This is a genomic window from Pseudomonas sp. MYb193 (assembly GCF_002966775.1).
In the GTDB taxonomy this organism is placed as follows: Bacteria; Pseudomonadota; Gammaproteobacteria; order Pseudomonadales; family Pseudomonadaceae; genus Aquipseudomonas; species Aquipseudomonas paracarnis.
In genome coordinates this window covers 1,533,188-1,559,128 of the sequence record NZ_CP023269.1, presented here as the reverse complement: position 1 = coordinate 1,559,128, position 25,941 = coordinate 1,533,188, and the positions used below count along the sequence as shown (strand labels likewise).

Below are 25,941 nucleotides of genomic sequence, written 5' to 3'. Positions count from 1 at the left end.
CCCATGTACAAACTGACCGTTGAAGGCCTGCACAAAAGCTATGGCGACAATCAAGTGCTCAAAGGTGTGTCGCTCAAGGCCAAGACCGGTGATGTGATCAGCCTGATCGGCGCCAGTGGCTCAGGCAAGAGTACCTTCCTGCGCTGTATCAACTTTTTGGAAACCCCCAACGATGGCGCCATGACCCTGGACGGCCAGGCAATCCGCATGGTCAGCGACCGCCATGGCATGCGCGTGGCCGACGACGCCGAATTGCAACGCTTGCGCACACGGCTGGCGATGGTGTTCCAGCACTTCAACTTGTGGAGCCACATGAGCGTGCTGGAAAACATCACCATGGCCCCCCGCCGCGTGCTGGGTTGCAGCAAGAAGGACGCCGAAGACCGTGCGCGCCGCTACCTGGACAAAGTCGGGCTGCCGGCGCGCGTGGCTGATCAATACCCGGCGTTCCTCTCCGGCGGCCAGCAGCAGCGTGTCGCCATCGCCCGCGCCCTGGCCATGGAGCCGGAGGTGATGCTGTTCGATGAACCCACATCGGCCCTGGACCCGGAGCTGGTGGGCGAAGTACTGAAGGTGATCCAGGGCCTGGCCGAAGAAGGCCGCACCATGATCATGGTGACCCACGAGATGAGCTTTGCGCGTAAGGTTTCAAGCCAGGTGCTGTTCCTGCACCAGGGTCTGGTGGAGGAGCAGGGCTTACCGGAGGATGTGCTGGGCAATCCGAAAAGCGAACGCCTGCAACAGTTTCTGAGTGGCAACTTGAAGTAAACCTTTATGACGCCTGGAGGGTCTGTGCAATAGAGCCTTCAGAGCGTCAGTTGCCGAATGGCAAAAACCCACGACTTCGCCAAGCAATGGTTTGCCACCCAAGGCTGGAAGCCATTCGCCTTTCAGAAAGAGGTATGGGCCGCGGTCAAGGCCGGCCAATCAGGGTTACTGCATGCCAGCACCGGGGCGGGTAAAACCTATGCCCTGTGGTTTGCCGCCCTCAATCGTTTCGCCATTACCCGCCCGCCCGTCACAGGCAAACGCAAACCGCCTGCCGAGCCGCTGACCGTCCTGTGGATCACGCCGATGCGCGCCCTGGCCGCCGACTCCGCACGTGCCCTGCAAGCCCCGTTGGAGGCCCTTCAGATTCCCTGGAGTGTAGGTCTGCGCACCGGTGACACCAGCAGCAGTGAACGCGCACGCCAGACCCGTCGCCAACCCACCGCTCTGGTCACCACTCCGGAAAGCCTGACCCTGATGCTGGCCCGTGCCGACAGTGAAACCAGCCTGGCGTACCTGCGCATGGTCATCGTGGATGAATGGCACGAATTGATCGGCAACAAGCGCGGCGTGCAATTGCAACTGGCACTGGCACGCTTGCGGCGCTGGCATCCTGAGTTGATGGTGTGGGGTATTTCCGCGACGCTGGGTAATCAGGCCCACGCATTGGAGGTACTGGTCCCACATGGTGACGGCATCAATGTACAGGGGCAAACGGCCAAGGCACTGAAGGTCGACACCTTGCTGCCGCCCGTCACCGAGCGCTTTCCCTGGGCCGGGCATATCGGCTTGAAGATGTTGCCGCAAGTGGTCGCCGAGGTAGAGGCCAGCAGCAGTTGCCTGGTATTTACCAACACCCGCGCGCAATCCGAGATCTGGTACCAGGCGATTCTGGGCGCTCGTCCGGACTGGGCCGGCTTGATTGCCCTGCACCACGGTTCGTTATCGAGAGAGACCCGGGACTGGGTGGAGCGAGCGTTGAAAGATGGACAGCTCAAGGCAGTGGTGTGCACCTCCAGCCTGGACCTGGGCGTGGACTTCCTGCCGGTGGAACGGGTGCTGCAAATCGGCTCCGCCAAGGGTGTGGCGCGGCTGATGCAACGCGCCGGGCGTTCCGGCCACGCGCCAGGGCGGCCCTCACGGGTAACGCTGGTGCCAACCCACAGCCTGGAGCTGGTGGAAGCCGCAGCCGCCCAGGATGCGATCGCCCAACGGCGCATCGAAGCGCGGGAATCACCGCACAAACCGCTGGATGTGCTGGTACAACACCTGGTCAGCATGGCCTTGGGCGGCGGGTTTACTCCGGCGGCACTGTTGGACGAAGTGCGCGGCGCCTGGGCCTATCGCGACCTCAGCGAAGCGGATTGGGCCTGGGCCCTCGGATTTGTGCGCCATGGTGGCCTGTCACTCACCGCTTATCCGGATTACCGCCGGGTGGAGCCCGATGAGCACGGCATCTGGCGTGTTCCGGATGCCCGCCTGGCACGCCGCCATCGCATGAGCGTCGGCACCATCGTCAGTGACGCCAGTATCCAGCTCAAGTTCTGGAGCAAAGGCGGCGGCGGCAAGAACCTGGGCAGTGTCGAGGAAGGCTTTATTGCAAGGCTCAAGCCGGGGGATGGGTTTCTGTTCGCCGGGCGCTTGCTGGAACTGGTGCGTGTGGAAAACATGACCGCCTATGTGCGCCGCAGCAACGCGAAAAAAGCCGCCGTGCCACGCTGGAATGGCGGGCGCATGCCCCTTTCCAACGAACTGGCCCAGGCGGTGGTCGAGCGTTTTGATGCCGCCGCGCATGGGCACTTCGACGGCCCAGAGATGAAGGCGGTGCAACCGTTGCTGCACACCCAATTGCGCTGGTCCGGGCTGCCGACCCGCGAGCATTTGCTGGCTGAAACCCTGCGGTCGCGGGAGGGCTGGCACTTGTTTCTGTATCCGTTCGCTGGCCGCCAGGTACACCTGGGCTTGGCCAGTTTGCTGGCGTGGCGGGTTAGCCAGCAGCAGCCGCTGACCTTTTCGATTGCGGTGAATGATTATGGCCTGGAGCTGTTGAGCGCTACCGAGGTGCAGTGGCCCCAGTTGTTGAACACTAGGTTGCTGAGCCCCCAAGGCCTGCTGGCTGACGTGGTCGCCAGCCTCAATGCCGGCGAATTGGCCCTGCGCCGCTTTCGCGAGATTGCACGAATCGCAGGGCTAGTGTTTGCCGGGTATCCCGGCGCGCCGAAAAGCACGCGACAAGTGCAGGCTTCCAGCGGTTTGTTCTTTGAGGTGTTCAAGCAATATGACCCGCAAAATCTGCTGCTGGCCCAGGCTGGGGAGGAAGTGCTGCGGGACGAGCTGGATATTCGCCGGCTGGAACAGACGCTGAATCATCTGTCGACATTGAAGTTGGACCTGCACAGCATCCAGCGGCCCACGCCCCTGGCCTTTCCGCTGCTGGTAGAACGGATGCGCGAAAGCATGAGCTCGGAAAAACTCTCGGAGCGCATCGCGCGGATGGTCAAGGACCTGGAAAAAATCGCCGACAAAGGGCAAGGCTGATGCATTACCCACTGACGCTGGAAGATGAAGAGCTATGGCTATTGCCGCAGAAAGCTGTGTACTGGCCGGCGCGTAAATGCCTGCTGATCGCCGATGCGCATTTTGGCAAGGCGTCGGCCTATCGCAGCCTGGGGCAACCCGTGCCACAGGGCACGACTACGGCGAATCTGGAACGCCTGGATGATTTGATATCGGCCTTGCCCTGCGCGCAGTTGATCTTTCTCGGCGATTTCCTACACGGCCCTGGCTCACACGCCACAGGCACCCTGAACGCAGTCCGTGCCTGGCGTGAACGTAATAGCACGCTGGTCTTGACGTTGATTCGCGGCAATCACGACAAACGTGCCGGCGATCCACCGCTGGATTTGGGCATCGAAGTGGTCGCGGAGCCTGTGCTGATGGGCCCTTTCGCCTTGCAACATGAACCCGACGCTCATGCCAGCCATCATGTGCTGGCGGGGCATGTGCATCCGGTGTACCACCTGCGCGGCAAAGGGCGCCAGCGGCTACGCCTGCCGTGCTTCCAGATCGGCACTCAGGTTAGCCTGCTGCCGGCCTTCGGCGCGTTCACAGGGGGTTATGCCGTGGAGCAGGCGCAGGACCAGCGAATCTTTGTGATTGGCGATCACCAGGTCTGGCCGATTCAATGAATCGAAACAAGCCTGCTCAGGTATCAGGCAACAGGCGCGGGTGGCGGCTCGTCCGGTAAGGTCGGCTCACCCGGCTCGGTAGGCTGCGGGTAATCAGGTTCGGGTTGACCAGGGATGCCCCCCGCGTGCGCGGGGTTGGCCATCAAGGACCAGGCCAGAACACCAATCTGGTTGGGTTCAAGCCGGGCGAGTTCTGCGCTGATTCGCGGGTCGATCTTCATAAGGTACTCCTCAAGTATGGCCCGACGCGTTTCACACGCGCCGAAGCAGTACACCTAGATAGAGTCACTTTCTGCAGACAAATTCCCTTTACCCGTAGGCGCTTTCGATCAAGCGCGTGGGAGAGTGACGCCACGCTGGCCCTGATACTTGCCCGCGCGGTCTTTGTAGGACACTTCACAGGCCTCATCGGACTGCAGGAACAGCATCTGTGCCACGCCCTCGTTGGCGTAGATCTTTGCCGGCAAGGTGGTGGTATTGGAGAACTCTAGGGTCACATGGCCTTCCCACTCCGGCTCAAGCGGCGTGACGTTCACGATAATGCCGCAGCGGGCATAGGTGCTTTTACCCAGGCAAATGGTCAACACGTCACGAGGAATACGGAAGAATTCCACGGTGCGCGCCAGGGCGAAAGAGTTGGGCGGGATGATGCACACGTCGCTCTTGACGTCGACGAAGCTCTTTTCGTCGAAGTTTTTCGGATCGACGATCGCCGAATTGATGTTGGTGAACACCTTGAATTCATCGGCGCAACGCACGTCGTAGCCATAGCTGGAAACGCCGTACGAAATCACGCGCTCGTCGCCTTCGCCACGAATCTGGCGTTCGACGAACGGCTCGATCATGCCGTGTTCCTGCGCCATGCGGCGAATCCACTTGTCCGATTTGATGCTCATGGCGGTGTCCTGAATAGCGAGGCGAAAAAAATCTGTGGGCCATCTTACCGGGGCCGGCGTTGGGGTTCAAAGGCCGCACCGGTTTTCTTGATCAATGCACTGCCAGCTATAAGCCGCAGCCAGCGTGGCCGGGGCCCGGGTGCCCGGCGCCAATGACTGTAAATACCACCGCCAGTCACGAAATTAGAGAAACCTTCGGAAATACCATTGGCACGTTCCTGAAAAAGGGTTAAGGTGGCGCCACTGTGCTGCTTGTGTCACTGAGAATCTCTACACGATATGTTGAATTTCGATCCAACCATCTCCAAGAATTTTTCCTGCTCTTTGCACTCAGTCTCGGCCAGGGCTTTTCCTGAGTCGCAGTTAACTTTGTCCAAGGAGATACACCATGTCTAATCGCCAAACTGGTACCGTTAAGTGGTTCAACGATGAAAAAGGCTTCGGCTTCATCACTCCACAATCCGGTGACGACCTGTTCGTTCACTTCAAAGCTATCCAATCCGACGGCTTCAAAAGCCTGAAAGAAGGCCAACAGGTTTCTTTCATCGCTACCCGCGGTCAGAAAGGCATGCAAGCTGAAGAAGTTCAAGTTATCTAACTTGTACTGACTTAGTCGAAAAAACCCCGCCCTTAAAAGCGGGGTTTTTTTATGCCTGGATTTTGGTGCGCTACACCGATGTAATGACGGACAAAAATGTGGGAGCGCAGCTGTATGTGGGAGCTGGCTTGCCTGCGATGCTATCGACTCGGTGCACTAGCTATACCGAGTTGATGCTATCGCAGGCAAGCCAGCTCCCACAAAAGCCGGCTCCCACATTTTTGTCTTGTGTCGTTTATTGGAACAACGACTCACTCGACAAGCCATTCTTCTCCAGGATCTCGCGCAAGCGCTTGAGGCCCTCCACCTGGATCTGCCGCACCCGCTCACGGGTCAGGCCAATCTCCAGGCCTACATCCTCCAGGGTGCTGCTCTCATGGCCGCGCAGGCCGAAGCGGCGAATCACCACTTCACGCTGCTTGTCCGTGAGCTCTGACAGCCACTGGTCAATACTTTGGGAAAGATCATCGTCTTGCAGCAGCTCGCAAGGGTCTGTCGGACGATCATCGGTCAGGGTGTCTAGCAGGGTCTTATCCGAATCCGGCCCCAGCGAGACATCGACCGAAGAGACACGCTCGTTAAGGCCCAGCATGCGCTTGACCTCCCCTACCGGTTTTTCCAGGAGGTTGGCGATCTCTTCAGGCGAAGGTTCATGATCGAGTTTTTGCGTCAGCTCACGCGCCGCCCGCAGGTAGACGTTGAGCTCCTTGACCACATGGATCGGCAACCGGATCGTGCGGGTCTGATTCATGATCGCCCGTTCGATGGTCTGGCGAATCCACCAGGTGGCATAGGTGGAGAAACGGAAGCCCCGCTCAGGGTCGAACTTCTCCACAGCCCGGATCAAGCCCAGGTTGCCCTCCTCGATCAGGTCCAACAGGGAAAGCCCACGGTTGACGTAGCGTCGGGCGATCTTCACCACCAGGCGCAGGTTGCTTTCAATCATGCGCTTACGCCCAGCCGGATCGCCCTTCTGCGACAGACGCGCAAAATGGACTTCTTCTTCGGGGGTCAACAGAGGGGAAAAGCCGATTTCATTGAGGTACAGCTGGGTCGCATCGAGCGCCCGCGTGTAGTCAACGTACTTGTGCTGCTTCAACGCGGCAGCATTTTTGGATTTGGTGCGAACTGAAGGTGGTGATACCCCTTCATTATCTGACATCGTTTCCAAATCGATGCCGGTCTCCATAAGGAGAACCTCATCGTCGATGTCAAACTCCGGCACTTCTTTACTGAGAGCCATTGTTATAGTCCTTTGGTGAGTTCGACCTCAAGCTCAAGCGACGCCTCTATCCTTGGCAACGCTGGAGCCTGTTCCTTCTACGTGAGGGAACAGGCTGTGCAACACATCAACGACGGGGCAGGAATTGCAGCGGATCTACAGGCTTCCCTTGGCGGCGAATCTCAAAGTGCAGTTTCACCCGGTCTGTGCCCGTTGACCCCATTTCGGCAATCGTCTGTCCGACCTTGACCTGCTGCCCCTCCCGAACCAACAACCTGCGGTTATGACCGTAGGCACTGACGTAGGTATCGCTGTGTTTGATGATGACCAGCTCGCCGTAGCCCCGCAAACCACTCCCGGCGTACACCACTGTCCCATCAGACGCAGCTAAAACAGGCTGTCCCAAATCCCCGGCGATATCAATGCCTTTATTCAAACTACCGTTTGAAGAGAATTTTCCAATCAACACGCCGTTTGAAGGCCATCCCCATCCAGTCGGCGCAGGCCCGGCAGGTGGCAACGGCGCGGGTGCCGGCTTGCTCGCAACCGTAGGGGCGGCGCTGCCTGCAGGCCGGGTAATGATGGTGGTCTTGCTCGACGACGATGGCGAAGATCCCGACTTTGTCACAACTGCCGTAGGGGCAGAACCTGAGCGACCATCGAAACGAATGGTCTGACCGGGATGGATCGTATACGGCACAGGAATGTTGTTACGGGCGGCCAGCGCCTTGTAGTCCCAGCCATAACGGAAGGCAATCGAGAACAGTGTGTCGCCTTTGCGCACCACGTATTGGCCGGTGGTGACCGTAGGTCTCTGGGGGGTTGCGTTGGTACGGTCAACGACCCGCGCACCGCCGGATGGCGTGCTCGAGCAGGCTGCCAATAAGGAACTCAAGACAAGGCCAAGCACCAGTCGCTGAAAGCTTGTTTTACTCATTCGCTGCGCAGGACCTGTGAGACTCACCCGCCGCTCCCTTTGTGGTGGCTGAACGTTAACGCCTGTATCAGGCTTGAAATATGACGCAAGTATAACTGGGCATTGGCTTTTTACTGGCACCTGACTGAAAGGAAAAATTCATCATGTTTAATCGTGGCTGCCAGGCATGTTGATTCAATGGGCCCCGCCGTAAGACACATCCGCGCTTACAGAATTCACTGCCCGCGAATAAATGATCAGGCCAGCGGGCCGTTGAGCAAGGGTACGAACCGCACGGCACCGAGTACATGCCGGGAAAAACCTTCGTCCTCACGGATAATAAGCATCAACTGTTGCACTTCACCGGAGCCCACCGGGATGACCAGCCGCCCGCCAGGCGCCAATTGATCCAGCAAGGCTTGCGGCACATCGGTGGCCACTGCGGTGACGATGATACCGTTGTAGGGCGCCAGCGCCGGCCAGCCCTCCCAACCATCGCCCCAGCGGAATACCACGTTGCGCAGGTTCAGCTCCACCAGACGCTCTTTGGCCCGGTCCTGTAGCACCTTGATGCGTTCGACCGAAAACACCCGCTCTACCAGTTGCGACAGCACGGCCGTCTGGTAGCCGGAGCCGGTACCAATCTCCAGCACCTTGTCCAACGGCCCCGCCGCCAGCAATAGCTCGCTCATACGCGCAACCATATAGGGCTGAGAGATGGTCTGGTTGTGGCCGATGGGCAACGCTGTGTCTTCATAGGCGCGATGCGCCAGCGCCTCATCGACAAACAGGTGCCGCGGCGTGCGCCGGATCACTTCCAGCACCTGCGCGTTGGACAAGCCTTCTTCATACAGACGCTGGATCAACCGCTCCCGGGTGCGCTGGGAGGTCATCCCGATGCCACGGCGCAACAGATCGTCTTGTTCACGAGCCATCAACGCAGTCCCTCCAGCCAGCCATCAAGGCCACTGAAGGCATCACTGAAGGTGCGATCAAACAGCAGAGGAGTAACGGAGACATAGCCTTGCATCACCGCATGAAAGTCCGTGCCTTCGCCGCCATCTTCGGCGTCGCCGGCGGCGGCGATCCAATACCCTTCCTTGCCGCGAGGGTCGACCACCTTCAAGGGCGCCGCCGCACGGGCGCGATGGCCCAGGCGCGTGAGTTGGATACCGCGAATATGGTCGAGGGGCAAGTTGGGGATATTGACGTTGAGCACCGTACGCGGCGGCAGGTCCAGGGAAGCATGGGCCTCCACCAACTTGCGCGCGTAGTAGGCCGCCGTCGCCAGGTTATCCAGTTGCCGCGAAGCAAAGGAAAAGGCAAAGCCGGTGCGGCCCAGGAAGCGCCCTTCAAGGGCCGCCGCCACGGTGCCGGAATACAGCACGTCATCGCCCAGGTTGGCGCCCAGGTTGATCCCCGAGACCACCAGGTCCGGCTGGTGCTCCAGCAGACTGTTGATCGCCAGGTGCACGCAGTCGGTGGGGGTGCCGTTAACGCTGATAAAGCCATTGGCCAGGACCCGCGGATGCAGCGGACGGTCGAGCGTCAGCGAACTGCTGGCGCCGCTCTTGTCCTGGTCGGGGGCAACCACCACGCACTCGGCGTAATCCTGCAGCGCAGCATGAAGCGCGGCAAGACCGGGTGCGGTGGCACCGTCATCGTTTGATATCAGAATACGCATGGGCTGTCCGTCTGCCCCACCGGCACCAGATCAACAAGCTCGCGCACCAAGACAGTGGCGAAGCATCCGGCCGGCAGGACGAATTCCAATTGCAGAATGTCAGGCCCGGGATAATGCCACGTCAACCCGCCAATGGGCAGTCGCAGAATGCGACGTTCCTGGCTCATTCCCGCCTTCACCAACCAATCACGTAGGTCTGCTTCGCCAGCGGCGACAGATTGTTCCAGCTCGTACGTAAGACCTTTCGCCGGCGAGTCGCCTTCGCCCCACTGCGGGCCGGTGGGATGCAGGTCCAGGATCGCCAGGCGCGGGTCACTGCATTCAGCTTCCCCGGCCGGAAAAAAACTGCGACTGTCGGTAAACGCCAGCAGATCGCCAACTTGGGCACGCTGCCATGAACCGTCGGCGACGCGAGCCGCCAACACTTGGTTGAACAGGTAACTGCGAGCCGTGGACAGCAAGCGCGAGCGCACGTTGCGCTGCTCGGGCAGGGCCTTGCGGGCAGCCCACTCGCGAGCATCCACCACATTGCCGCCGTTGTGGCCAAACCGCTGGGTGCCGAAATAATTGGGGATGCCGTGCCGGGCAATCAACTGCAGACGTGCGTCGATGGCAGCGATGTCGCCGGCCAGTTGGGTCAGGCGCAAGGTGAAACCATTGGCCGAATGGGCCCCACGCTGCAACTTGCGCTTGTGACGGGCGGTTTTAAGGATCTTGAGGGTGTCGTTTTCCGCGCCGCTCATGTCCGGGTCGGCCTTGCCGGGCAATTGCACGCTGAACCACTGGCGGGTCAGGGCCTGACGATCCTTGAGCCCGGCATAGCTGACGGTGCGCAATGGCACCCCAGCAGCCTTGGCGATACGCCGTGCGGCTTCCTCAGTGTTCAAGCCGCGCTTTTCCACCCACAGCCACAGGTGCTCGCCATCGCCGGTCAGCGGGATGTCCAGCACCTCATCAACCTGGAAGTCTTCGGCCGTGGCCTTCAGTACCGCGCTGCCCAGGGCCTCGCCATAGGCCCGCGGGCCAAGCAGTTGCAGGTCGTTCATGCGCGCAGCAACAAGGCGACTGAGTGCACCGCAATGCCCTCTTCACGACCGGTAAACCCGAGCTTTTCGGTGGTGGTGGCTTTCACGTTGACTTGATCCAATTCAATTTGCAGGTCTTCGGCGATCGCTGTGCGCATCGCTTCAATATGGGGGGCCATTTTCGGCGCCTGGGCGACGATGGTGTTATCGACGTTGCCGACCTTCCAGCCCTTGGCATGGATCAGGCCGACCACATGGCGCAGCAACACACGGCTGTCCGCGCCCTTGAAGGTGGGATCGGTGTCCGGAAAATGCTTGCCGATATCGCCTAATGCAGCCGCGCCGAGCAAGGCATCGCTCAAGGCGTGCAGGACCACGTCGCCGTCGGAATGAGCCAGCAACCCATGGTGGTGTGCAATGCGCACGCCGCCTAGGGTGATGAAATCGCCTTCAGCGAAACGGTGCACATCGTAGCCGTGGCCAATACGCATAAAAAAACGCCCCGATTTAATTCAGGGCGTGATTCTACCTACTTTTGCCTCAGATTAACCGAGCAAAGCACGCCCATGATGGCGCAAATGGTCTTCGATGAAGCTGGCGATGAAAAAGTAGCTGTGGTCGTAGCCAGGCTGCAGGCGCAGTTCCAGCGGATGGTTGGCTGCCTTGGCCGCCTGCAGCAGGGCTTCGGGCTTTAGCTGAACGGCGAGAAAATCGTCGCGATCGCCCTGGTCCACCAACAGCGGCAGCTTTTCCGAGGCTTCGCTGATCAGCACGCAGGCATCCCATTCACGCCACTTAGAGCGCTCTTCACCCAAATAACGGGAAAAGGCTTTCTGACCCCATGGGCAGTCCATCGGGTTGTTGATCGGCGAAAACGCCGACACCGACAGGTAACGTCCTGGGTTGCGCAGCGCGCAGACCAGCGCACCGTGACCGCCCATGGAGTGGCCGCTGATGCCGCGTTTATCCGACGCAGGGAAATGCGCCTCCACCAGTGCCGGCAATTCGTGCACCACGTAGTCATGCATCCGATAGTGCTTGGCCCAGGGTTCCTGGGTGGCATTGAGGTAGAAACCGGCGCCGAGGCCAAAATCCCAGGCGTTGTCCGGATCATCCGGCACACCGGGGCCACGGGGGCTGGTGTCCGGCGCGACGATAATCAAGCCCAGTTCGGCGGCCATGCGCTGGGCGCCGGCTTTCTGCATGAAGTTCTCATCGGTGCAGGTCAGACCGGACAGCCAATACAGCACCGGTAATTTACCGCCCTGCTCTGCTTGCGGCGGCAGATAGACCGCGAAGGTCATGTCGCAACCGAGCACATCCGAATGATGCTTGTAGCGTTTATGCCAGCCGCCGAAGCTCTTCTGGCATGACAGGTTTTCCAGACTCATGGCCGACCTCAGAAGTGAATGACGGTACGAATGCTCTTGCCTTCATGCATCAGGTCAAACGCTTTGTTGATATCTTCCAGACCCATGGTGTGGGTGATGAAGGTATCCAGCGGGATTTCACCGGTCTGGGCCATTTCCACGTAGCTTGGCAATTCGGTACGACCGCGCACACCACCAAACGCCGACCCACGCCAGACGCGCCCGGTGACCAGTTGGAATGGGCGAGTGGCAATTTCCTGGCCAGCACCGGCCACACCGATGATCACCGATTCGCCCCAGCCTTTGTGGCAGCACTCAAGGGCCGCACGCATCAGTTGTACGTTGCCGATGCACTCGAAGGAAAAGTCCACGCCGCCGTCAGTCAGGTCGACAATCACGTCCTGGATCGGGCGGTCGTAGTCCTTCGGGTTGATGCAATCGGTAGCGCCCAGTTGCTTGGCGATTTCGAACTTGGCCGGGTTGATATCGATGGCGATGATACGCCCGGCCTTGGCTTTGACCGCACCGATAATCGCCGACAGGCCAATACCGCCCAGGCCGAAGACGGCCACGGTGTCGCCCGGCTTGACCTTGGCGGTGTTGATCACCGCACCGATGCCGGTGGTGACACCGCAACCGAGCAGGCAAACTTTTTCCAACGGCGCTTCTTTAGGAATCTTGGCCACAGAGATTTCCGGCAGCACGGTGTACTCGGAGAACGTCGAGGTGCCCATGTAGTGGAAGATCGGCTGGCCCTTGTAGGAGAAACGCGTGGTGCCATCCGGCATCAAGCCCTTGCCCTGCGTGGCGCGAATGGCCTGGCACAGGTTGGTCTTGCCACTCAGGCAGAACTTGCACTTGCCGCATTCCGGTGTGTACAGCGGGATCACGTGATCGCCCACAGCCACCGAAGTCACGCCCTCGCCAATGGCTTCCACCACTGCGCCGCCTTCATGGCCGAGGATCGACGGGAAGATGCCTTCCGGGTCGGCGCCCGACAAGGTGTAGGCGTCGGTGTGGCACACGCCGGACGCGACCACCCGCAGCAGCACCTCGCCAGCCTTGGGCATGGCGACATCCACTTCAACAATCTCAAGGGGCTTTTTGGCTTCGAAGGCTACGGCGGCACGGGACTTGATCATCCGGGTTTCTCCATCGGGTTAAAAACTGAGGCAGTGAGTGTAAAACATCGCCCATTGATGAATAATCCGAACCAAAGCAAAACATTATTGCCGTACAGGGACAATTAGCATGCTGGAGAACCGCTGGGAAGGCATTGACGAGTTTGTCGCGGTGGCCGAATGCAGCCAGTTCACGGCGGCGGCCGAACGGTTGGGGGTATCGTCCTCCCACGTCAGCCGGCAAGTGGCACGCCTGGAAGAACGCCTGCAAACCCGGCTGCTGTACCGCAGTACGCGCAAGGTGACCTTGACCGAAGCCGGCCAGACCTTCCTGCAGCACTGCCAGCGCCTGCAGGACGGTCGCGAGGAAGCGTTGCGGGCGGTGGGCGACCTGACCAGCGAACCCAAGGGCATGTTGCGCATGACCTGCGCCGTGGCCTATGGCGAACGTTTTATCGTGCCGCTGGTGACGCGGTTCATGGCGCACTATCCGCAACTGCGCGTGGACATCGAGTTGACCAACCGCTCGCTGGACCTGGTCCATGAAGGCCTCGACCTGGCCATCCGCCTGGGACGCCTGCAGGACTCGCGCATGGTCGCCAGCCGCCTGGCGCCTCGGCGCATGTACCTGTGCGCCTCCCCCTCCTACCTCGAACGGTACGGTCGGCCACACAGCTTGTCGGAGTTGAGCCGGCATAACTGCCTGATTGGCAGCTCGGATATCTGGCAAATGGCCCAGGATGGGCGGGAATTTTCCCAGCGTGTGCAAGGCAATTGGCGCTGCAACAGTGGGCAAGCGGTGCTGGATGCGGCGCTGCAAGGCATGGGCTTGTGCCAGTTGCCGGATTACTACGTGCTGGAGCATCTGCACAGCGGGGCGTTGGTGTCGCTGCTGCAGGCTCATCAACCGCCGAATACCGCCGTGTGGGCGCTGTATCCGCAGCAGCGGCATTTGTCGCCGAAGGTGAGGAAGCTGGTGGATTTCTTGAAGGTGGGGTTGGCGCAGAGGCCGGAGTACAAGCATTGAATTGAGGTGGTCTGCACCGGCCTCATCGCGGGCAAGCCCGGCTCCCACAGTTGGACGTGTTGTTTGATGTGGCAGCGATCAAATGTGGGAGCTGGCTTGCCTGCGATGAACATAGGTATCTACACAACTTCGGTACGACGCTAAACCTGTGGCGAGGGAGCTTGCTCCCGCGACGGCCTGGCAGCCGACGCTGATCTAACTGACGCACCGCGATCCAACTGTGGGAGCTGGCTTGCCTGCGAAGACGGCTTGACAGTCAACACAGTCGGACCGTGTACATATCCATTCCTGCGGTAACGGCCACTTAGGGTTCCGCCCTGACGGCGGCTCACTTTGCAAAAGCGGCAAAGTAAGCAAAACGCTCTTGCCCCACCACTCGGCACCTCGCTTAGGCTCGGTGTGCCCGTAATCCGCCAGTGATTTGGGGGGTCGCCGCCACGCGCCATCCATGGCGCGGGGCGGCTAAACCGGCATCCCTGCCGGTTTACCCCCCAAATCCCTGTCGAATTCCGGCCAGCGTGGTTTAACGGGGCGCCTAAGATCAAAAGCAGATCAAGATCAAGAGCGTCTCGCTTCGCATCGTGGTTACCGTCGGCTGCTACAGCCTACAAAGTTGTATAGATACCTATGCTGCGATGAAGCAGACCCGGTCTGACAGGTTACCGCCGGTTAACCCAGCGCAATTTCAACCACTCCAAGTCTTCCGGCCGAGTCACCTTGATATTGTCCGAACGGCCTTCGATCAGGCGCGGTGCCTGCCCGGACCATTCCATGGCCGACGCTTCATCGGTGATCACCGCATCGGCCACCAGGCTGTCGGCCAAGGCGCGGTGCAAGGCGCCCAGGCGGAACATCTGCGGCGTGTAAGCCTGCCAGATCAGGCGGCGATCAATGGTGTCCACCACACGGCCATGCTTGTCGACACGCTTGAGGGTGTCGCGTGCCGGTACCGCCAGCAGGCCGCCTACCGGATCGTCAGCCAGTTCCGCCAACAACTTGTCGAGGTCATCACGGCTCAGGTTAGGCCGCGCAGCGTCATGCACCAACACCCAGTCGTCATCACTTGCGCCCAGGGCGTTGAGTTGCAGCAGCGCATTGAGTACCGAGCCGGAACGTTCCGAGCCCCCGTCGGCACGCTGGATACGCGGGTCATTGGCGCATGCCAAGGTGGGCCAATAAGGATCGTCAATTGCAAGACTGACCACCAGGCCCTTGAGGCATGGATGGTCGAGAAAACAGCCGAGGCTGTGTTCGAGAATAGTGCGCCCGCCCAATTGCAGGTACTGCTTGGGACGGTCCGCAGCCATACGGGCACCGACGCCCGCGGCAGGAATCACGGCCCAGAAGGCCGGTAAATCGTGGCTCATTGGGCCAACTGGTAGAGGGTCTCGCCCTCCTTGACCATGCCCAACTCATGACGAGCCCGCTCTTCAACGGTCTCCGTGCCTTTTTTCAGCTCAAGCACTTCAGCGTAGAGGACACGGTTGCGCTCCAGCAGGCGTTCGTTTTCGGCACGCTGGTCGGCAATTTGCTGGGTCAACTCTTCCACCTGCGCAAAGCTGCCATTACCGACCCATAGGCGGTACTGCAGGCCAGCCAGCAACAAGAGCAAGACGAGGAACAACCAATTGGGACTGCGCATCGAAATCCGGGTATCCATTGAATAAAGACAGTCATGCAAACCTTTTGCAGCAACTGATAGCACAAAGCCTGGAAAACCCAGGCTTGCGCTTGTCAGTCAGCAGATTAGCGCCGAAATTCACATTTCCGTGAGATTTCCGACGCAATCCGCCGACTTTTTACCATTTACTGCTTAGCCGCGAAACTCGCCGCGACCGTTGTACTTGGCCTTACCTGCCAATTGCTCTTCGATGCGCAGCAATTGGTTGTACTTGGAGACGCGATCGGAACGGCACAGGGAACCGGTCTTGATCTGGCCCGCCGAAGTCCCCACGGCCAGGTCGGCAATGGTGGAATCTTCGGTTTCGCCGGAGCGATGGGAGATCACGGCGGTGTAGCCCGCGGCCTTGGCCATCTGGATGGCTTCCAGGGTTTCGGTCAGGGTGCCGATCTGGTTGAACTTGATCAGGATCGAGTTGGCGATCTTCTTGTCGATGCCTTCTTTCAGGATCTTGGTGTTGGTCACAAACAGGTCGTCGCCCACCAGCTGGATTTTTTCGCCGATCTTGTCGGTGAGGATTTTCCAGCCATCCCAGTCGGACTCGTCCAGGCCGTCTTCGATCGAGATGATCGGGTAGCGCTGGGTCAAGCCTTTGAGGTATTCAGCGAAGCCTTCGGAGTCGAACACCTGGCCTTCGCCGGACAGGTTGTACTTGCCGTCTTCATAGAATTCGCTGGCGGCGCAGTCCAGGGCCAGGGTCACGTCGGTGCCCAGCGTGTAGCCAGCGTTGGCCACAGCTTCGGAGATGACTTTCAGTGCATCTTCGTTGGAGGCCAGGTTCGGCGCGAAACCACCTTCGTCACCCACGGCAGTGCTCAAGCCACGAGCCTTCAGTACAGCCTTGAGGTGATGGAAAATCTCGGTGCCCATGCGCAGGCCTTCGGAGAAGGACTTGGCGCCCACTGGCTGCACCATGAATTCCTGGATGTCGACGTTGTTATCCGCGTGCTCGCCACCGTTGATGATGTTCATCATCGGCACCGGCATCGAGTAGACGCCCGGAGTGCCATTCAGGTTGGCAATGTGTGCGTACAACGGCAGGTCCTGGTCCTGGGCTGCTGCCTTGGCGGCGGCCAGGGATACCGCGAGGATGGCGTTGGCGCCGAGGCTGCCTTTGTTTTCAGTGCCGTCGAGCTTGATCATCGCGTGGTCCAGAGCTTTCTGGTCCAGCGGGTCCTTGCCCAGCAACAGGTCACGAATCGGACCGTTGATGTTGGCTACAGCCTTGAGTACACCCTTGCCCAGGTAACGGCTCTTGTCGCCATCACGCAGTTCCAGCGCTTCGCGCGAACCGGTGGAGGCACCGGACGGCGCGCAGGCGCTGCCGATGATGCCGTTATCGAGAAGCACGTCGGCTTCGACGGTGGGGTTGCCACGGGAGTCGAGAACTTCACGACCTTTGATGTCGACGATTTTTGCCATTGTTGTAAACACTCCAAAGTTGACGAAAACGACGCAGCTGAAGGAAATCTTTTGACCGACCGCAAGGGTGGAACAACGGGGCAGGCTTGCAGACGACAAGGCTCAGGCCCGGGGGCCTGAGCGTAAAGCGTGGGAAATTCTACCGGAGAAATACCAGTTACGCGGTCTCTACCGTCGGAAAACTCTTGACCAGCTCGTCCAACTGCTTGAGTTGGGCCAGGAATGGCTCCAGCTTGTCCAGGCGCAGGGCGCATGGGCCATCACATTTGGCGTTGTCCGGGTCCGGGTGAGCTTCAAGGAACAGGCCCGCCAGGGACTGGCTCATGCCCGCCTTGGCCAGATCCGCCACCTGGGCACGTCGCCCGCCAGCGGAGTCCGAGCGACCACCGGGCATTTGCAGCGCGTGGGTCACGTCGAAGAACACTGGGTATTCGAACTGTTTCATGATGCCGAAACCGAGCATGTCCACCACGAGGTTGTTATAGCCGAAGCTCGAACCCCGCTCGCAAAGGATCAACTGGTCGTTACCCGCTTCCACGCATTTGCTCAGGATGTGTTTCATCTCCTGAGGGGCGAGGAATTGGGCTTTCTTGATGTTGATCACCGCGCCGGTCTTGGCCATGGCGACCACGAGGTCGGTCTGGCGCGACAGGAAGGCCGGCAACTGGATGATGTCGCACACCTCGGCGACCACGGCAGCCTGCTCAGGCTCGTGGACGTCGGTGATGATCGGCACGCCGAAGGCTTGCTTGATGTCCTGGAAGATCCGCATGCCTTCTTCAAGGCCCGGGCCGCGATAGGAGGTCACGGACGAACGGTTGGCCTTGTCGAAGCTGGCCTTGAAGACGTAAGGAATACCCAGCTTCTGGGTGACCCGCACGTACTCTTCACACACCTGCATCGCCATGTCGCGGCTTTCCAGCACGTTCATGCCGCCGAACAGCACCATGGGCTTGTCGTTGGCAATCTCGATGTCGCCTACGCGAATGATCTTCTGGGCCATCAGGTTTACGCCTTCTTCTGATGTTGCGTCAGTGCTGCTTTGACGAAACCACTGAACAACGGGTGACCGTCACGCGGTGTCGAGGTGAACTCCGGGTGGAACTGGCAAGCCACGAACCATGGATGATCCGGTGCCTCGACCACTTCAACCAGCTTGCCATCACCGGAGCGGCCGGAGATTTTCAGGCCAGCTTCTTTGATCTGCGGCAGCAGGTTGTTGTTCACTTCGTAACGGTGGCGGTGACGCTCGACGATCACGTCCTTGCCGTAGCAGTCGTGTACCAGCGAGCCGGCTTCCAGCAGGCAATCCTGTGCACCCAGGCGCATGGTGCCGCCCAGGTCGGAAGTTTCGGTACGGGTTTCAACGGCGCCGGTGGCGTCTTCCCACTCGGTGATCAGGCCCACGACCGGATGGCCGCTGGTGTGATCGAACTCGGTGGAGTTGGCGTCTTTCCAGCCCAGCACGTTACGGGCGAACTCGATAACAGCCACTTGCATGCCCAGGCAGATACCCAGGTACGGCACCTTGTTTTCACGAGCGTACTGCACGGCAGTGATCTTGCCTTCCACGCCACGCAGGCCGAAACCGCCGGGAACGAGGATAGCGTCAACACCTTCGAGCAGCGCGGTGCCTTGGTTCTCGATGTCTTCGGAGTCGATGTAGCGCAGGTTGACCTTGGTACGGTTGCTGATACCGGCGTGGCTCATCGCTTCGATCAGCGACTTGTACGCGTCCAGCAGTTCCATGTACTTGCCGACCATGGCGATGGTGACTTCATGCTCAGGGTTGAGCTTGGCGTCGACAACCGCTTCCCACTCGGACAGGTCGGCGCCGCCGCACTGCAGGCCGAAACGCTCGACCACAAAATCATCCAGCCCCTGGGAATGCAGGATGCCCGGGATCTTGTAGATGGTGTCGGCGTCTTCCAGGGCAATCACCGCACGTTCTTCAACGTTGGTGAACTGCGCGATCTTGCGGCGCGAGGAAATGTCGATCGGGTGATCGGAGCGGCATACCAGCACATCCGGTTGCAGGCCGATGGAACGCAGTTCCTTGACCGAATGCTGGGTAGGCTTGGTTTTGGTTTCGCCGGCAGTGGCGATGTACGGCACCAGTGTCAGGTGCATCAGCATCGCGCGCTTGGCGCCGACTTCGAAACGCAACTGGCGGATGGCTTCGAGGAACGGTTGGGACTCGATGTCACCCACGGTGCCACCGATCTCGACCATCGCCACGTCGGCATCGCCTGCACCCTTGATGATGCGGCGCTTGATTTCGTCGGTGATGTGCGGGATCACCTGGATGGTTGCACCCAGGTAGTCACCACGGCGCTCTTTGCGCAGCACGTGCTCGTAGACACGGCCGGTGGTGAAGTTGTTGTTCTGGGTCATGGTCGTGCGGATGAACCGCTCGTAATGGCCCAGGTCCAGGTCGGTCTCGGCGCCGTCGTGGGTGACGAACACTTCACCGTGCTGGAACGGGCTCATGGTGCCCGGGTCAACGTTGATGTACGGGTCCAGCTTGAGCATGGTGACCTTAAGTCCCCGCGCCTCCAGGATGGCCGCCAATGAAGCGGAGGCAATGCCTTTCCCCAATGAAGAAACAACACCGCCCGTGACGAATATGTAGCGCGTCATGAAAAACCCTAGAAGTCTGCGTTAAAGCGGTCCGAGCCGCCGGGGAAAGCGAAGGAAGGCCGAAGCCCCCGATCACCTGCATTAATCACAGTGCACCTTTCAAAAAAACCGCCGCGTTGTGACAGACCAGCAATGAAGCACCGGTACGTTGATCGCTACACATTTTTTGGAATCGCCCAGCAAAGACTGCTTGGTAATCGGCAACGACTGCGATTCAGGCGAATCCACAGAAGTTGTATCAAGAAGGGAGCGTAGTCTACCGGAAAGGCGCTATCAGCTCAAACCTTGATCGCAGGTCTGTGGCAACCAATCCAATTGCACCTCACCCACCGACCTGGACCATGCCCCCGCAACGCTTGGCACAGCCAGCAATTGCTCGCCCCGATAAACCAGCGGCAATCTGCCACGGGCGAAGCCCGGCATGCCGCTTTCATTCAGCAGACGCTTGAGATCCCGCCGGCCTCGGCCTGCTACGTCGATGATTTCGCCACCCTGGCGATAACGCACCTCCAACGGGCCTTCGGGGGCCTTGCCGATAAACCTCAGTTGACCATTGCCCGTTAACTTTAGTGGATCTTGCGGATCGGGCCAGCTCACCGATGCGTCGGAAAACTCCGACCATGTTGAGGGCAACCACCAGATGCGTTCACCGCTACGCTGCATTTGGCCGTCGGCCAGGCGCCACAGAGGCTGAGCGTCGCTCTTGGCATCGCGCAGGGCATACCAACCGGCCCAGTGGTCGCTGTCGGGTAAACGGGTCAGTGGCGTGAGCCAATGCCGCAGGGCGTTACGCTGGCGGGCATCGGATAGCTCGCGCAATGGTTCAAGCGCCAGGGACGGCAGAGGCAACCAGGGGAACGCAGAAGGCTGATCGGCGCGCTGCAGGTCCATCATCGCCAATTCGTCGAGCAGCCCTTGAGCCTCAGCCATGTGTTCAGCCGTGCGAGCCAGGTGGGTGATCGCCTGGGGCCAGCGTTCCGTCAGCGTGGGAAGTACGCGGTGACGCAGGTAATTGCGGGAAAACCGTGGATCAACGTTGGAGGGGTCTTCGATCCACTGCAACTGATGCTGATGGGCATAGGCTTCCAGGTCGCTGCGGGAAAATGCCAGCAAGGGCCGCACCAAGTACCCCTGCGCCAAGGGGCGATGCTCAGGCATAGCCGCCAGCCCTCGTACACCGGCGCCACGCAGCAGGCGAAACAGCAGGGTTTCGGCTTGATCGTCGCGATGCTGGCCAGTGAAAAGCACCTCCCCCACCCCTAGGACCTGCATGAACGCTTGGTAGCGCGCCTCGCGGGCCGCACGTTCAAGGCTCGCACCCTGACTGACCTGCACGCGCATGACGCGCAAAGGTACGCCCAGGCTGTCGCAGACCGATTGGCAATGAGAGGGCCAAGCATCGGCAGCAGCTTGCAGGCCATGGTGGACATGGACGGCGCTGACAGGAGGCAGATTTTCGATTTTGGCCAATGAGGCCAGGAGGTGCAGCAGAACGGTGGAGTCGAGACCGCCGGAGAATGCGATATGCCAGGCCGGCGCGTTGCGCCAGTCGGCCAGGGTGTGCAGGAGTGTGGCCGGCAGGGTTGGTTTCATCACACGTCACCGCCGCAAAGCTTGAATACGTTCGTCAGCATACACAAAGCAAATGTGGGAGCCGGGCTTGCCTGCGATGCAGGCACCTCGGGGTATCAGTGATACCAAGGTGATGCTATCGCCGGCAAGCCAGCTCCCACACAAGCCGGCTCCCGCAATGGGTACAGCGTCGGCTTAGAGGCCGTAGCTCATCAGGCGCTCATAACGACGAGCCAGCAGCGCTTCGTTATCCAGCTTCTTGAGCATCGCCAGTTGCGACCCCAACTCGGCACGGATGGTCGCAGCGGCGGCAGCCGGGTCACGGTGAGCGCCGCCCAGTGGCTCGGCGATGACCTTGTCCACGATACCCAGGCCTTTGAGGCGATCGGCGGTAATGCCCATGGCTTCGGCAGCGTCCGGCGCCTTTTCGGCGGTTTTCCACAGGATCGAGGCACAACCTTCCGGCGAGATCACCGCGTAGGTCGAGTACTGCAACATGTTCAGTTGGTCGCAGACACCAATGGCCAGGGCACCGCCGGAACCACCTTCACCGATCACAGTGGCGATGATCGGGGTTTTCAGGCGCGCCATGACGCGCAGGTTCCAGGCAATCGCTTCGCTCTGGTTGCGCTCTTCGGCGTCGATACCCGGGTAGGCACCCGGCGTGTCGATGAAGGTCAGGATCGGCATCTTGAAGCGCTCGGCCATTTCCATCAGGCGGCACGCCTTGCGATAGCCTTCCGGGCGCGGCATACCGAAGTTGCGGCGTACTTTCTCGCGCACTTCACGGCCTTTCTGGTGACCGATCACCATCACCGGCTGGTCGTCCAGGCGAGCGATGCCGCCCACGATGGCTGCGTCGTCCGAGAAGTGACGGTCGCCGTGCAACTCGTCGAACTCGGTGAAGATGTGTTCGATGTAGTCCAGGGTGTAGGGACGGCGCGGGTGGCGAGCCAGGCGCGCGATCTGCCAGCTGGTCAGCTTGCCGAAGATGTCTTCGGTGAGCGTGCTGCTCTTGTCTTGCAGGCGAGCGATTTCATCACCGATGTTCAGCGAATTGTCATTGCCGACCAGGCGCAGCTCTTCGATCTTGGCTTGCAGGTCAGCGATCGGCTGTTCGAAATCAAGAAAATTCGGGTTCATAAGCGTCCGTCTTGGGTCGACGGCCAAGGGGTGCCTGGCCAGCCGGTTGTCTATTCGCGCCCTACCTTAAGGGAGAGGCGCGTTTAGGTCGAGATTAAATGTTTAGTCGAGATCAGATCTATCTGACCGTCAACGGTATTGGAGGAAGACGTTGTCTCGCCCGAACTGGTCACGCAAAGCTTGAATCAAGCCATCAGCGGGATCAATTCGCCACGTCTCACCAAACTGCAACATGGCCTTGGCATCGCTGCCGGTGTACTCCATGGTCACCGGGCATGCGCCACGATGGCGTTTTAGCAGGTCACCCAACCAGCGTAGCTGATCGCCCTTAAGCGCTTCGGTCTTGACCTTCAGGCGCAGGCTTTCGGCCAGGTTGGTGCGGGCGTCTTCCATGCTCATCACGCGCTTGATGCGCAGGCGCAGGCCACCGGAGAAGTCATCATTGCTGACCTCCCCTTCCACCACCACCATGGCGTCGGTCTGCAACAGCGACTGGGCGGAATGAAACGCGTCGGCAAACAATGACGCTTCGATGCGGCCCGAGCGGTCATCGAGGGTGATGAAGCCCATCTTGTCGCCCTTCTTATTTTTCATCACCCGCAGGGCGATGATCATACCGGCGACGGTCTGGGTATCCCGCGCCGGTTTGAGGTCGATGATGCGCTGGCGGGCAAAACGGCGGATTTCGCCTTCGTACTCGTCAATCGGGTGGCCGGTGAGGTACAGGCCCAAGGTGTCTTTTTCACCCTTGAGGCGTTCCTTCAGAGTCAGCTCCTTGGCCTTGCGGTGGTTGGCGTAGACATCCGCATCTTCTTCGACGAACAGCCCGCCAAACAGGTCGGCGTGGCCGCTGTCATGGGTACGGGCGGTCTGTTCGGCAGCCTTGATCGCCTCTTCCATGGCGGTCAGCAGCACCGCACGGTTGCGGTCGATATTGGCCTGGTAAGCCTTCGGCTCATCATGAAAATACGGGCCAAGACGGTCGAGTGCGCCGCTGCGGATCAGGCCATCGAGGGTACGCTTGTTGATGCGTTTGAGGTCAACGCGTGCGCAAAAGTCGAACAGGTCCTTGAACGGCCCGTCCTGACGCACTTCGGTAATGGCCTCGACCGGGCCTTCGCCCACGCCTTTGATCGCGCCGAGGCCATAGATGATGCGGCCTTCGTCGTTCACCGTGAACTTGAACTCCGAAGCGTTCACGTCCGGGGCGTCGAGGCGCAGCTTCATGGTGCGCACTTCCTCGATCAAGGTCACGACCTTGTCGGTGTTGTGCATATCCGCCGAGAGTACCGCCGCCATGAATGGTGCCGGGTAGTGGGCTTTCAGCCAGGCGGTCTGGTACGACACCAGGCCATAGGCGGCGGAGTGGGATTTGTTGAAGCCATAACCGGCGAACTTTTCTACCAGGTCGAAGATGTTACCGGCCAGGTCGGCATCGATGTTGTTGGTGGCGCAACCTTCAATGAAACCGCCGCGCTGCTTGGCCATTTCCTCGGGCTTTTTCTTACCCATGGCGCGACGCAGCATGTCCGCACCGCCGAGGGTGTAACCGGCCATCACTTGAGCGATCTGCATCACCTGTTCCTGGTACAGGATGATGCCGTAGGTCGGCGCCAGTACGGGCTTGAGGCCTTCATACTGATAGTCGGAATGCGGGTAAGCCAGCTCGGCGCGGCCGTGTTTACGGTTGATGAAGTCATCCACCATGCCCGATTGCAGCGGGCCCGGACGGAACAGGGCCACCAGTGCGATCAAGTCTTCCAGGCAGTCGGGCTTGAGCTTTTTGATCAGCTCCTTCATGCCCCGGGATTCAAGCTGGAACACTGCGGTGGTTTCGGCTTTTTGCAGCAGGCTGTACGTCGGCTTGTCGTCCAGCGGGATAAACGCGATATCCAGCGGTTCTTCGCCGACCTTGGCACGGTCGCGGTTGATGGTCTTGAGTGCCCAGTCGATGATCGTCAGAGTCCGCAGGCCGAGGAAGTCGAACTTCACCAGGCCGGCGGCCTCCACGTCGTCCTTGTCGAACTGGGTGACCAGGCCGTCGCCTTCTTCATCGCAATAGATCGGCGAAAAGTCGGTGAGCTTGGTCGGCGCAATAACCACACCACCGGCGTGTTTACCGACGTTACGCACCACGCCTTCGAGCTTGCGCGCCATGTCCCAGATTTCGGCGGCTTCTTCATCGACCTTGATGAAGTCGCGCAGGATTTCTTCCTGCTCGTAGGCTTTTTCCAGGGTCATGCCGACTTCGAACGGGATCATCTTCGACAGGCGGTCCGCCAAACCGTAGGACTTGCCCTGCACCCGCGCCACGTCGCGAATTACCGCTTTGGCGGCCATGGAACCGAAGGTGATGATCTGACTTACTGCGTTGCGGCCGTATTTCTCGGCCACGTATTCAATGACGCGGTCACGACCATCCATGCAGAAGTCGACGTCGAAGTCGGGCATGGATACCCGTTCCGGGTTCAGGAACCGTTCGAACAGCAGGTCATATTCCAGCGGGTCGAGGTCGGTAATCTTCTGTACGTAAGCCACCAGCGAGCCAGCACCTGACCCCCGGCCCGGACCTACCGGCACGCCGTTGTTTTTGGCCCACTGGATAAAGTCCATTACGATCAGGAAGTAACCGGGAAACCCCATCTGGATGATGATATCCAGCTCGAAATTCAACCGATCGACATACACCTGGCGCTTGGCTTCGTAGTCCTCGGTGGTGTCCTTGGGCAGCAGGACGCTGAGGCGTTCCTCCAGGCCATCGAACGACACTTTGCGAAAGTATTCGTCGATGGTCATGCCATCGGGAATCGGGAAGTTGGGCAAAAAGTGCTTGCCCAGCTTCACTTCAATATTGCAGCGCTTGGCGATCTCGACGGAGTTTTCCAGGGCCTCGGGCAAGTCGCTGAACAGCTCCGCCATTTCCTCGGCGCTTTTGAGGTACTGCTCTTCGCTGTAGTTCTTCGAGCGACGCGGGTCGTCCAGGGCCCGGCCTTCGCCGATGCACACGCGGGTCTCGTGGGCTTCGAAATCTTCTTTCTTGATAAAGCGCACATCATTGGTCGCCACCAGCGGCGCACCCAGCTTATCGGCCAGGGCTACGGCAGCGTGCAGATGCTCTTCATCGTTGGGGCGGTTGGTGCGCTGGACTTCCAGGTAGAACCGGCCTGGGAACACCTGCATCCACTCACGCGCCAGCACTTCGGCTTCCTGAGGGTTGCCGCCCAGCAGCGCGATACCGATTTCGCCCTCTTTGGCCGCCGAGAGCATGATCAGACCTTCGCTGGCTTCGGCCACCCACTCGCGCTCGATGATGATCGAGCCGTTGCGCTGACCATCGATAAAGCCACGGGAGATCAGTTCGGTGAGGTTGCGATAACCCACGCCGTTCATCGCCAGCAGGCTGATGCGGCTCAGGGGGTTATCCGGGTCTTTGTTGGACAGCCACAGATCGGCGCCGCAGATTGGCTTGATGCCGGCGCCCATGGCGTTCTTGTAGAACTTGACCAGGGAACACATGTTGTTCTGGTCGGTAACCGCAACCGCAGGCATGTTCATGCCCACCAGGGTTTTGACCAGCGGTTTGATCCGTACCAGGCCGTCGACCAGGGAGTACTCAGTGTGCAGGCGTAGATGAACGAATGAAGCCGGCATAGTGATCCTGTCTTGAT

23 protein-coding genes are annotated in these 25,941 nt (G+C 59.9%); 5 read left to right on the top strand and 18 right to left on the bottom strand.

The genetic code is table 11. The features are described from left to right. Nucleotides 1-3: 3 nt before the first annotated feature. From CLM72_RS07260 to pdeM, 3 genes are read left to right on the top strand one after another with little or no spacing between them, the layout of a single operon-like run. On the top strand, nucleotides 4-768 hold the full coding sequence (locus CLM72_RS07260; protein ID WP_034126849.1) for an ABC transporter ATP-binding protein: 765 nt from the start codon (nucleotides 4-6) through the stop codon (nucleotides 766-768). A gap of 57 nt (nucleotides 769-825) precedes the next feature. Continuing rightward, on the top strand, nucleotides 826-3,306 hold the full coding sequence (locus tag CLM72_RS07255) for a ligase-associated DNA damage response DEXH box helicase (protein ID WP_105226033.1): 2,481 nt from the start codon (nucleotides 826-828) through the stop codon (nucleotides 3,304-3,306). Continuing rightward, nucleotides 3,306-3,956 (top strand): ligase-associated DNA damage response endonuclease PdeM, encoded by a 651-nt coding sequence (gene pdeM / locus CLM72_RS07250; protein ID WP_105226032.1) that lies wholly within the window; start codon nucleotides 3,306-3,308, stop codon nucleotides 3,954-3,956. The genes CLM72_RS07255 and pdeM overlap by 1 nt, the downstream gene beginning before the upstream one ends. Before the next feature lie 23 nt (nucleotides 3,957-3,979). On the opposite strand, the gene CLM72_RS07245 is transcribed toward pdeM, so the two are convergent. Beyond that, nucleotides 3,980-4,177 carry a hypothetical protein gene (locus CLM72_RS07245; RefSeq protein WP_005785769.1) on the bottom strand — a complete coding sequence of 66 codons (198 nt, stop codon included), beginning with the start codon at nucleotides 4,175-4,177 and terminating at the stop codon, nucleotides 3,980-3,982. Between the two features lie 108 nt (nucleotides 4,178-4,285). After that, the gene (gene dcd / locus CLM72_RS07240; RefSeq protein WP_003189215.1) at nucleotides 4,286-4,852 is read right to left on the bottom strand and encodes a dCTP deaminase; all 567 of its coding nucleotides are present in this window, start codon (nucleotides 4,850-4,852) and stop codon (nucleotides 4,286-4,288) included. A 388-nt stretch (nucleotides 4,853-5,240) separates the two neighbouring features. Here dcd and CLM72_RS07235 point away from each other — a divergent pair, with 388 nt between their 5' ends. Beyond that, entirely contained in the window at nucleotides 5,241-5,450 is a 210-nt protein-coding gene (locus CLM72_RS07235; RefSeq protein ID WP_002554837.1) for a cold-shock protein, read from the top strand. A 235-nt stretch (nucleotides 5,451-5,685) separates the two neighbouring features. On the opposite strand, the gene rpoS is transcribed toward CLM72_RS07235, so the two are convergent. From rpoS to CLM72_RS07195, 8 genes are all read right to left on the bottom strand, one after another. Then, complete coding sequence (rpoS, locus tag CLM72_RS07230; protein ID WP_034126846.1) at nucleotides 5,686-6,693, bottom strand: RNA polymerase sigma factor RpoS; 1,008 nt, start codon at nucleotides 6,691-6,693, stop codon at nucleotides 5,686-5,688. A 106-nt stretch (nucleotides 6,694-6,799) separates the two neighbouring features. Next, the gene (locus CLM72_RS07225; protein ID WP_032893170.1) at nucleotides 6,800-7,636 is read right to left on the bottom strand and encodes a peptidoglycan DD-metalloendopeptidase family protein; all 837 of its coding nucleotides are present in this window, start codon (nucleotides 7,634-7,636) and stop codon (nucleotides 6,800-6,802) included. Between the two features lie 209 nt (nucleotides 7,637-7,845). Beyond that, complete coding sequence (locus tag CLM72_RS07220) at nucleotides 7,846-8,481, bottom strand: protein-L-isoaspartate(D-aspartate) O-methyltransferase (protein ID WP_169850588.1); 636 nt, start codon at nucleotides 8,479-8,481, stop codon at nucleotides 7,846-7,848. 41 nt (nucleotides 8,482-8,522) lie between these two features. Further along, nucleotides 8,523-9,272, bottom strand: a complete 750-nt coding sequence (gene surE / locus CLM72_RS07215) for a 5'/3'-nucleotidase SurE (protein WP_003189210.1) — start codon at nucleotides 9,270-9,272, stop codon at nucleotides 8,523-8,525. After that, nucleotides 9,260-10,318, bottom strand: coding sequence for a tRNA pseudouridine(13) synthase TruD (gene truD / locus CLM72_RS07210; RefSeq protein WP_105226031.1), 1,059 nt, complete (start codon nucleotides 10,316-10,318; stop codon nucleotides 9,260-9,262). Before truD ends, surE begins: the two co-directional genes overlap by 13 nt. Beyond that, nucleotides 10,315-10,788, bottom strand: coding sequence for a 2-C-methyl-D-erythritol 2,4-cyclodiphosphate synthase (gene ispF, locus CLM72_RS07205; RefSeq protein WP_105226030.1), 474 nt, complete (start codon nucleotides 10,786-10,788; stop codon nucleotides 10,315-10,317). The genes truD and ispF overlap by 4 nt, the downstream gene beginning before the upstream one ends. Nucleotides 10,789-10,842: 54 nt before the next feature. Then, nucleotides 10,843-11,688, bottom strand: a complete 846-nt coding sequence (gene fghA / locus CLM72_RS07200) for an S-formylglutathione hydrolase (protein WP_105226029.1) — start codon at nucleotides 11,686-11,688, stop codon at nucleotides 10,843-10,845. 8 nt (nucleotides 11,689-11,696) lie between these two features. Further along, nucleotides 11,697-12,809 (bottom strand): S-(hydroxymethyl)glutathione dehydrogenase/class III alcohol dehydrogenase, encoded by a 1,113-nt coding sequence (locus tag CLM72_RS07195; RefSeq protein WP_003189203.1) that lies wholly within the window; start codon nucleotides 12,807-12,809, stop codon nucleotides 11,697-11,699. Between the two features lie 109 nt (nucleotides 12,810-12,918). On the opposite strand from CLM72_RS07195, the gene CLM72_RS07190 reads away from it, so the two are divergent. Continuing rightward, on the top strand, nucleotides 12,919-13,815 hold the full coding sequence (locus CLM72_RS07190; RefSeq protein ID WP_034126841.1) for a LysR substrate-binding domain-containing protein: 897 nt from the start codon (nucleotides 12,919-12,921) through the stop codon (nucleotides 13,813-13,815). A gap of 659 nt (nucleotides 13,816-14,474) precedes the next feature. On the opposite strand, the gene ispD is transcribed toward CLM72_RS07190, so the two are convergent. The 8 genes from ispD to dnaE all read right to left on the bottom strand — a co-directional run bounded on the left by ispD (nucleotide 14,475) and on the right by dnaE (nucleotide 25,924). Further along, the gene (gene ispD / locus CLM72_RS07180; protein WP_105226027.1) at nucleotides 14,475-15,182 is read right to left on the bottom strand and encodes a 2-C-methyl-D-erythritol 4-phosphate cytidylyltransferase; all 708 of its coding nucleotides are present in this window, start codon (nucleotides 15,180-15,182) and stop codon (nucleotides 14,475-14,477) included. Then, nucleotides 15,179-15,457 carry a cell division protein FtsB gene (gene ftsB / locus CLM72_RS07175; RefSeq protein ID WP_105226026.1) on the bottom strand — a complete coding sequence of 93 codons (279 nt, stop codon included), beginning with the start codon at nucleotides 15,455-15,457 and terminating at the stop codon, nucleotides 15,179-15,181. Before ftsB ends, ispD begins: the two co-directional genes overlap by 4 nt. A gap of 171 nt (nucleotides 15,458-15,628) precedes the next feature. Beyond that, the gene (gene eno, locus CLM72_RS07170; RefSeq protein WP_054897992.1) at nucleotides 15,629-16,918 is read right to left on the bottom strand and encodes a phosphopyruvate hydratase; all 1,290 of its coding nucleotides are present in this window, start codon (nucleotides 16,916-16,918) and stop codon (nucleotides 15,629-15,631) included. Nucleotides 16,919-17,075: 157 nt separating this feature from the next. Next, entirely contained in the window at nucleotides 17,076-17,921 is an 846-nt protein-coding gene (gene kdsA / locus CLM72_RS07165) for a 3-deoxy-8-phosphooctulonate synthase (RefSeq protein ID WP_105226025.1), read from the bottom strand. 5 nt (nucleotides 17,922-17,926) lie between these two features. Beyond that, on the bottom strand, nucleotides 17,927-19,558 hold the full coding sequence (locus CLM72_RS07160; RefSeq protein ID WP_034126838.1) for a CTP synthase: 1,632 nt from the start codon (nucleotides 19,556-19,558) through the stop codon (nucleotides 17,927-17,929). Between the two features lie 273 nt (nucleotides 19,559-19,831). Next, nucleotides 19,832-21,151: a tRNA lysidine(34) synthetase TilS gene (gene tilS, locus CLM72_RS07155; protein ID WP_105226024.1), complete on the bottom strand. Its 1,320-nt coding sequence runs from the start codon at nucleotides 21,149-21,151 to the stop codon at nucleotides 19,832-19,834. A gap of 174 nt (nucleotides 21,152-21,325) precedes the next feature. After that, nucleotides 21,326-22,273, bottom strand: a complete 948-nt coding sequence (locus CLM72_RS07150; protein ID WP_003189182.1) for an acetyl-CoA carboxylase carboxyltransferase subunit alpha — start codon at nucleotides 22,271-22,273, stop codon at nucleotides 21,326-21,328. A gap of 129 nt (nucleotides 22,274-22,402) precedes the next feature. Further along, a complete protein-coding gene (gene dnaE / locus CLM72_RS07145; RefSeq protein ID WP_105226023.1) occupies nucleotides 22,403-25,924 on the bottom strand; it encodes a DNA polymerase III subunit alpha in 3,522 nt (1,173 codons plus the stop codon). Between the last annotated feature and the right edge of the window lie 17 nt (nucleotides 25,925-25,941).